The 6,966-nt window shown below is 62.4% G+C and carries 7 protein-coding genes; 3 read left to right on the top strand and 4 right to left on the bottom strand.

Features of this window, described 5'->3' with window-relative positions:
• Window positions 1-585: 585 nt before the first annotated feature.
• The 3 genes from T281_RS15605 (at window position 586) to T281_RS15595 (ending at window position 3,843) form a co-directional block, all read left to right on the top strand.
• Window positions 586-1,788, top strand: a complete 1,203-nt coding sequence (locus T281_RS15605) for a pyridoxal phosphate-dependent aminotransferase (protein ID WP_037241526.1) — start codon at window positions 586-588, stop codon at window positions 1,786-1,788.
• A 171-nt stretch (window positions 1,789-1,959) separates the two neighbouring features.
• Window positions 1,960-2,868 (top strand): sugar phosphate isomerase/epimerase family protein, encoded by a 909-nt coding sequence (locus T281_RS15600; protein WP_052037577.1) that lies wholly within the window; start codon window positions 1,960-1,962, stop codon window positions 2,866-2,868.
• Between the two features lie 54 nt (window positions 2,869-2,922).
• Window positions 2,923-3,843 carry a sugar phosphate isomerase/epimerase family protein gene (locus tag T281_RS15595; RefSeq protein WP_052037576.1) on the top strand — a complete coding sequence of 307 codons (921 nt, stop codon included), beginning with the start codon at window positions 2,923-2,925 and terminating at the stop codon, window positions 3,841-3,843.
• Window positions 3,844-3,870: 27 nt separating this feature from the next.
• Here the strand turns inward: T281_RS15595 and T281_RS15590 are convergent, their stop codons facing one another.
• The 4 genes from T281_RS15590 to T281_RS19185 all read right to left on the bottom strand — a co-directional run.
• Entirely contained in the window at window positions 3,871-4,770 is a 900-nt protein-coding gene (locus T281_RS15590) for a cation diffusion facilitator family transporter (protein WP_037241523.1), read from the bottom strand.
• A gap of 224 nt (window positions 4,771-4,994) precedes the next feature.
• Window positions 4,995-5,162, bottom strand: coding sequence for a hypothetical protein (locus T281_RS18930; protein WP_155955299.1), 168 nt, complete (start codon window positions 5,160-5,162; stop codon window positions 4,995-4,997).
• A 210-nt stretch (window positions 5,163-5,372) separates the two neighbouring features.
• Window positions 5,373-6,233 (bottom strand): formyltetrahydrofolate deformylase, encoded by an 861-nt coding sequence (purU, locus tag T281_RS15585; protein ID WP_013418938.1) that lies wholly within the window; start codon window positions 6,231-6,233, stop codon window positions 5,373-5,375.
• A 147-nt stretch (window positions 6,234-6,380) separates the two neighbouring features.
• Window positions 6,381-6,966 (bottom strand): hypothetical protein (locus T281_RS19185; protein WP_037241519.1); only part of this gene is annotated, 586 nt, incomplete at its 5' end.

The following is a 6,966-nucleotide window of genomic DNA, read 5'->3' as shown; positions in this document are numbered from 1 at the left end:
GCGGGCGCCCGGGTCGAGCGCTCCTTCGCGCTGTCCCCGAACGGGCGGCCGCTCGGCAGTCGTGTTCCGGCTTTCATGCACAACATCGTCGCGCAGCAGGCGGTTTTTTTGCTGACGGCGGGAGACAAGGGCAGGGGCTGAGAGCGATCTGGCGTGGGCCCGCCCGGACGCAGGACGCAAAAAAGCCGCGAGGTGTCGCTTCCTCGCGGCCGTGAGATAGGCTGTCACACAGCCCGTTGCGCCATGCAATGGCGCAACGCTATGACGCATCAGGCATTCGCCGGAGGCTGCTCCAACGACGCTGAGACACGCACAAGCTGTTGCTTCAGCGCTGAAATCCCACTCGACATCGGATCACCTCCTTTCGTTGCATTGCTCATGGGTCAAGGGTGTCATCGAACTTTTCCGATGTAAAGCGAAAGAAGATTGGCTTGCATCAGAAAAATGTGTCCGCCGTCTCGCAGCGGGCGACGTCGTTTTCCTTCTTAAGTAACGAACGGGATTGATCAAAGGAAACCGCTCTTGCGCGTCTTGCCCGACAGGCATAGTTTGCCGTGCGCATTCCCGTGTTTCTGGAGAAAGATAATGGCCTTCCTGTCCGACGCGCTTGCTCGCGTTAAGCCCTCGCCCACCATCGCCGTGTCGTCCAAGGCGCGCGAGCTGAAAGCGGCGGGCAAGGACGTGATCAGCCTCGGCGCTGGCGAGCCCGATTTCGACACGCCGGACAACATCAAGGAAGCCGCCATCAAGGCCATCCGCGACGGCAAGACGAAATATACGAACGTCGACGGCATCCCCGAACTGAAGCAGGCGATCTGCGCCAAGTTCAAGCGCGAGAACAACCTCGACTACAAGCCGAGCCAGGTCATGGCGGCGCCGGGCGGCAAGAAGGTCATCTTCAACGCCATGGTGGCGACGCTGAACCCTGGCGACGAGGTGGTGATCCCCGCGCCTTACTGGGTGTCGTACCCGGACATCGTGCTGCTCGCGGGCGGCACTTGCGTGTTCGCGGAAGCGGGCATCGGCACGAAATTCAAGCTGTCGCCTGAAACGCTCGAAGCGGCCATCACGCCGAGGACGAAGTGGGTCATCTTCAACCATCCGTCGAACCCGACGGGGGCTGCCTATACGCGCGACGAGTTGAAGGCGCTGACCGACGTGCTGCTGCGCCATCCGCAGGTGTGGGTGCTGTCCGACGACATGTATGAGCACCTCGTCTATGACGGCTTCACGTTCACGACGCCTGCGGAGGTCGAGCCCAAGCTTTACGACCGCACGCTCACCGTGAACGGCGTGTCGAAGGCGTATGCTATGACCGGCTGGCGTATCGGCTATTGCGGCGGTCCCGAAGCGCTCATCAAGGCGATGACGACGCTTCAGTCGCAGACGACGTCGAACCCGACGAGCATCTCGCAATGGGCCAGCGTCGAGGCGCTGAACGGCACGCAGGATTTCCTGCCCGTGCGCGCGGAGAACTTCAAGCAGCGGCGTGACCTCATCGTGTCGCTCTTGAACGACGCCGAAGGCATCACCTGCCCGACGCCAGAAGGCGCGTTCTATGTCTTCCCGTCCTGCGCGGGGCTGATCGGCAAGAAGACGCCCGGCGGCAAGGTGCTGGAGAACGACGAAGACGTGGTGACGGCGCTTCTCGAAGACGAGGGCGTGGCGGTTGTCCACGGCGCGGCGTTCGGGCTTTCGCCTTATTTTCGCATCTCCTACGCGACATCCGCGAAGGAGCTTGAGGAAGCTGGCCGCCGCATCCAGCGCTTCTGCGCAAGCCTCAAGTAGCAGCGCCGTCGAGCGAAAAACGCCAGCAAGGCCGGGCTCGCCCGGCCTTTTTTGCGCCCGCCATCGCGCCAGACCGCGCGCATGTTTGCGCCACCTCTCCGCCCCATCGCTGTGTCATCATCGCTTCGCAGGCGCGGCGTAATTTTTCGCGCCAAAAGGAAGAGGTGAAAAATGGCGGCTGTTCGTGGAGCCGGTTTCTCGAGTGCGGTTCGAGACGACTATCAATTTGAAAACCTGCGGCGCAATCTCGATCAGGCACAGGAACTCGGCGTCGATTTCGTCGAAATCCCGATTTTCGCGATGGATCTTATTGCGGGCGGCCGCGTCATTCCCAGCCAGATACGCCGCCTTAAAGAAGCGCTGCGTCCGCGCGCGCTCTCCTATACGGCGCACGGGCCGATCGCGGTGAACTTCATGCAGCGCGAACTTTCCGAGCGTCACTTCGACGTGGCGCGAGCGAGCGTGGAGGCGGCGGCCGAAATCGGCGCGGTGCATGTCGTCTTCCACACCGGCGTCGTGAAGGTGAGCGACTCGCGGGCAATCGAAGCAGCCTTCGGCAACCAGCGGGACTATCTCGCAAAGCTCGGTGACGTCGCCGCCGAGCACGGCATCATCGTCGCCGTCGAGAATGTCTTCGCGACGACAGATGGCGAAACGACCGCCTTGCCGTCGCGCCTTGCGCACGAGATAGAGGCCATCGGTCATCCGAGCGTATTTGCGTGTCTCGATTTCTCCCACGGTGCGATCACCTGCGCGGCGCAGGGGGCGGATTTTCTCGCGGAAGCCGAGGCGCTCGCACGCGTGGCGATCCACCTGCATATTCATGATTCGTTCGGCGATCCGGCGAAGCTCCGCACCTACTCGGACGCCGAACGGCTCGCCTATGGCATCGGCGATCTGCATGCGCCCATCGGCTGGGGCAACCTGCCGTGGCAGGAGATGATGAAGCGCTTCACCTTCCGCCCCGACGTCATCTTCAACCTCGAACTGCCGCCGCGCTACTGGTACGCGCTCGACGACAGCGTGCGCGAGATGCACGAGATGATCGAGGTCTACAAAGCCGGCCGCGCGAACGCCTGAACCGGTCGCGCCTCCGTGCTATCGTTTCCGGATTCGGAAGCGGAGGAGCGCGCGATGGCAGTCATTGGCGGGGTGGGGTTTGCGAGTGCGGCATGCGAAGACCCCGATTTCGAGGCGCTCCGGCGCAATCTGGATCTCGCCGAGGAACTGGGCGTGGGCGTCGTGGAACTGCCGCTGTTCGCGCTCGATATCATCGCGGGCGGCCGGGTGCTGCCCGATCAGATGAAGCGGCTGGCGCAGGCAATCGGGACGAGGCCGTTTGCATTTACGGCGCATGGCCCGGTGGGCGTCAACGCGATGGACTCGCCGGACCTCCTCGCCCGTCACCGGATCGTTGCGGAAGCGGCCATCGCTGCGGCGGCGGAGCTCGGCGTCTTCCGCATCGTCATGCACACCGGCCATATCGCACGCGCCGACGAAGGGCAGATCGAGACGGCCTACGCTCGCCAGCGCGACGTGTTTCGGGCGTTTGCCGATGTCGCGGCGCGGGGTGGCATGAGCCTTGCCATCGAAAACATCTATGTGCCCGATCGCGGCCGGATCGCGCCGCTTCCGTCGCGTATCGCACGCGAGATCGCGGCTATCGCGCATCCGAACGTGACGGGCTGCCTCGACTTCGCGCATGCGGCGCTTGCCTGCGCCGCCGACGGTGCAGATTTCGTGACCGAAGCCGGGGCGCTTGGCCGTGCGGCGGCGCATCTCCACCTGCACGACTGCTTCGCCGACCCCGCCGATATGGCCGTCTTCGTGCCGTCCGAGCGCGTCGCCTATGGCCTCGGCGACCTTCATTTGCCGCTCGGCTGGGGAAATCTGCCGTGGCTCAGCCTGATGGAAGAGCTGGTCTTCCTGCCGGACGCTTTGTTCCTGCTGGAATTGTCGGCGCAATATCGGTTTGCGTTGCCGGATGGCGTAGCCCGCGCGCGCGATCTGGCCGCCACTTACGGGCGAGCACAACAACGCCGTTTCGAGGGGTAACGCCGCAGGTGCTGAAAGGCGCCGTCTTTACGCGTGCGTCGAGCGCGTCTTTATCCCCGCATGCTTCGCCTTGTCCTCCGGCTCGACATGGATCGTGACGCGCGCGCCCGGCACTTCCATGTTCAGGGCAGCTTCGACGCGGTCGCAAATGTCGTGCGCGGCGCTTACCGTCATGGTCGCGGGCACCACGAGATGGAACTCGATGAAGGTGACGGGGCCGGCGGCGCGCGTGCGCAGATCGTGCGCTTCGAGCGCGCCGTTTGCCTGCGCTCCGATGGTTGCCTTGATGGCGGCGAGCGTGCGGGGATCGGCGGCCACATCCATCAACCCGCCGACGCTGTCCTTCATGAGCCGCCAGCCTGCCATGAGAATCCACCCGCCGACGCAGGCCGCGATGATCGCGTCGAGCCAGAGCCAGCCGGTCAGGACGCCGACGATGAGCCCGAGGATGACGCCGATCGACGAAACAACGTCGGACAGCACATGCTGGCCGTCGGCATAAAGTGCGGGCGAGCGCTCGCGGCGCCCGATGCGCGTCAGATGCCAGCCCCAGCCGGCGTTGATGACCGTGGCGACGCCGTTGATCGCGAGGCCGAGGATCGGCGCATCGAGCGCCTTCGGATCGAAGAAGCTGGCGGTGGCTTCGCGGAAAATCGCTAAAGCCGCTACGGCGATGAGCGCGCCTTCGAGCACGGCGGAGAAATACTCCACCTTGTAATGACCGAACTGGTGATTGGCGTCCGCACCTTTCGCGCTGAGCCGGAGTGCGAAATAGGCGACGGCGGCAACCACGACGTTGATGATGCTTTCAAGCGCGTCCGACCACAGCGCAACCGAACCCGTAAGCGCGGCCGCGAGCCATTTCAGCGCGAGAACGAACGCCGCCACCCCGACGCTCTGGAGCGCATAGCGGCTGAGGGCAATCATGGAATGAGACCTCGTCACCTGTCGCGCGTCGCCAGGCCGCGCCTCCGAGGCCCACACAGAGCAGGTTCGGTGCGGTCGTTACAAGCGAAAAATGCTGCACAGCCAAAGCCCCGGACATGCCGGGAATCATGGCATTCAGGTAGACAAGCCCGGCCGGGCGGCGCGGGTATCAGAGATTTGAAAAAGCGCCGGTGCGCTGGCCAAACTATAGGTAGTTATATAATTCAGTTGTCGTTCGAGTTTTTCTTAACGGTTTTCTGGCTACGAAGCTTGTCCCTTGCTCTTTCGATTGCTTCGTTCTCATCTTTTATTTCCTGAAGGCGGGCGTTTATTTCCGCGAGCTTTTCGATGACCGACTGGATGTCGACAATAAGACTATCAATTTTTTTCATGGCATCACCATCCACAATACGATCGCCTGAATATAGAGTTGTTATCGATGGGCGGGAACAAAAAATCTGTTCAGTCTTAACATCTAAAAAACATAAAAGAATTTATCGGGTGTCGTCGCTTTAAGCCATTCTTTCCAAGCCGACAGGTGGAGTGCTAGTTGACTCCGATCAAGAAAAACCGATCACTTACCGCGCTATTCTTGTCGTTTCTCACCGGAAAACGACGGTCCGGTTGCCGTTGACCAGAATACGGTGTTCCACATGCCACTTTACTGCGCGCGAGAGAACGAGGCTCTCGACGTCGCGGCCCATGTTCACAAGATCCTCGATCGACATCGAATGATCCACGCGCGCGACTTCCTGCTCGATGATCGGACCCTCATCGAGCGCGGGCGTGACGTAATGTGCCGTAGCTCCGATCAGCTTCACGCCGCGCATATGCGCCTGATGATAGGGCTTCGCGCCCTTGAAGCTGGGCAGGAACGAATGATGGATGTTGATCGCGCGCCCTTCGAGCGTGCGGCAGAGGTCTTCGGACAGCACCTGCATATAGCGGGCGAGCACGACGAGATCGATCTTCTCATCCTCGATGATCTCGGCGAGCTTGTGCTCCTGCTTTTCCTTCGTATCGGCCGCCATGGGCAGATGATGGAACGGGATGTCGTGGCTGGCGGCGAGGCGGTAGAAATCGCGATGGTTCGACACGATGGCCGGGATTTCGACCGGGAGCGCGCCGACACGGTGCCGGTAAAGCAGATCGTTCAGGCAGTGCCCGAATTTCGATACGAGGATCAGCACCCGCATGCGTTCGGCCACGGGATGCAGCCGCGTGGTCATCTTGAAGCGGTCGACCACGGGCTTCAGCATGCGTTCCGCGCCCGCCTCGTCCATCGTGTCCGGCGCGGAGAAAGAGACGCGCATGAAAAAGCGGTTCGACTTCACGTCGCCGAACTGCGCGCTATCGGTGATGTTGCATCCGTGCTCGGCCAATATCCCGGCGATGGAGGCGACGATGCCCGATTGATCGGCGCAGGACAGGGTCAGAACGAACGCTGGCTTCTGGAAGGACATTGAGAACTCGTGAGGTGTGGCCGGTTAACACCTCCTTCATACTCCGCTCGCGAGGAAAGCGGAAGAAGCACCGTTCGCGCAGCTTAACGCCGCAGTGCATGGCATTCCGCGCAACTTTAGACCGGCTGGCGTCAAATCGGGCTCGGTTTACCGCTTCGGCATCTGGCTTTGCGCGACTGCGGCCAGCACCTTCAGATCTTCCTCGCTCCTGTCCGACGTAATGAAGAACCGCACGCGATCGAAGACCCAGCTGACGCCCTTGAGCGAGCCAATCGTCTGAACCGTGACGGCGCTGTCGCCGCTTTCGGTGCCGGGGAGGGCGTAAAAGGTGATCGGCGGCTCGGTCTTCGAGGAATAGGTGAGCTGCATCATGCGATCCTGACGGTAGTTGAACGTCTGGCCGCGATAGAGCGTGTAGCCCTGCCGGGTGAAATCGGGCGGCGTCAGCGCGCGCCCCGTGATCTTCGAGAGCTGGAAGCGGATAAGCTCCGGGTTCGCGATGGCGTCGGGGTAGGGCGTCAGCGTCTCGCGCGGGAAGTAGCTGTGAAACCGCGCGATGTCGGTCGGCCAAGCCGTTGGGGCGATCACCGCCGAGGCGGGCCGGTCCGTGTCTTTCGGGGGGAGCGGCGCGGGATCACCGGCAAGCAGCGTCGCGCCGTAACCTCCCAGCAGTCCGCCGAGGAACACGGCCGCGACAAAGATCATCTGCCGCGCGGCGGCGGGCTGCGTCGAC

It is taken from the genome of Rhodomicrobium udaipurense JA643 (assembly GCF_000636015.1).
GTDB lineage: Bacteria > Pseudomonadota > Alphaproteobacteria > Rhizobiales > Rhodomicrobiaceae > Rhodomicrobium > Rhodomicrobium udaipurense.
The sequence above is the reverse complement of the archived record's forward strand: the minus strand, read 5'-3'. Positions and strand labels throughout refer to the sequence as shown.